Annotated in this window: 2 protein-coding genes; both read left to right on the forward strand. The window is 64.8% G+C overall.

Annotated elements, in window-relative coordinates:
* On the forward strand, window positions 1-691 hold a 691-nt coding region (locus JHD07_RS32605), incomplete at its 5' end, for an SIS domain-containing protein (protein ID WP_291629610.1).
* Window positions 692-780: 89 nt separating this feature from the next.
* The coding region (locus JHD07_RS32610; protein WP_291629612.1) for a DUF502 domain-containing protein at window positions 781-1,237 on the forward strand (457 nt) is incomplete at its 3' end.

The raw sequence follows: 1,237 nt of genomic DNA on the forward strand, positions 1-1,237 counted from the left end.
CGCGCGCGAGAGCGAGACCGTGCTGCAGACGCTCGCCGGACCCGAGATCGGCGTCGCCTCGACCAAGGCTTTCACCTGCCAGCTCATGGTGTTGGCGAGCCTTGCAATTGCGGCCGGCAAGGCGCGCAGCGAGTTGTCGGACGAGGACGAGACCAAGCTGGTCCACGGCCTCGTCGAGGTCCCGCGCCTGATGGCGGATGCGCTCACGATCGAGCCCCAGATCGAGAAGCTCGCGCACCGCATCGCCAAGTCGCGCGATGTGCTCTATCTCGGCCGCGGCACCAGCTTTCCGCTGGCGCTGGAAGGTGCCCTGAAGCTGAAGGAGATCTCCTACATCCACGCCGAAGGCTATGCCGCCGGCGAGCTCAAGCACGGGCCGATTGCGCTGATCGACGAGACCATGCCGGTCGTCGTCATCGCGCCCTACGACCGCGTGTTCGAGAAGACGGTCTCCAACATGCAGGAGGTTGCCGCGCGCGGCGGCAACATCATCCTGATGACGGACGCCAAGGGCGCTGCGGAGGCGACGGTCGAGTCCCTGGTCACCATCGTCATGCCCGACATGGCGGCGGCATTCACGCCGATGGTCTACGCCGTCCCCGTGCAGCTGCTCGCCTATCACACCGCTGTCGTGATGGGCACCGACGTCGACCAGCCGCGCAACCTCGCCAAATCGGTGACCGTGGAATAGGCAGAACGGACTTCGGCCGGTCGCTTCGTGGTCTTCCAAAACCTGCTAGAAGACCCTAGCTTGTTGCTAGCGACCGACCTGGAACCCGAATGCCCCCCCGCGACGACGCGCCTGCGCCTCTTGATCCCGTCCCGGAACCGCATACCGGCCTGATGGGCCGCTTCCGCAATTATTTCCTGACCGGCCTCGTCGTGACCGGGCCGATTGCGATCACGCTTTATCTGGTCTGGTGGTTCGTCACCTGGGTCGATGGCGTGGTGCGGCCGTTCGTGCCGCTGGCCTACCGGCCCGAAACCTATCTGCCCTACGTCATTCCGGGCTGGGGACTGATTGTCGCGTTCTTCACGCTGACCTTGGTCGGATTCCTTGCGGCCAATCTGATCGGCCGGACGCTGGTCGACCTCGGCGAGACGTTTCTCGGCAGGATCCCGGCCGTGCGCGCGATCTATCGCGGGCTGAAACAGGTGTTCGAGACGCTGTTCTCCGGCAACGGATCGAGCTTCCGCAAAGTGGGGATGGTCGAGTTTCCATCGCCGGGTATGTGGT

Source organism: Bradyrhizobium sp., from assembly GCF_016462955.1.
Taxonomy (GTDB): Bacteria; Pseudomonadota; Alphaproteobacteria; order Rhizobiales; family Xanthobacteraceae; genus Bradyrhizobium.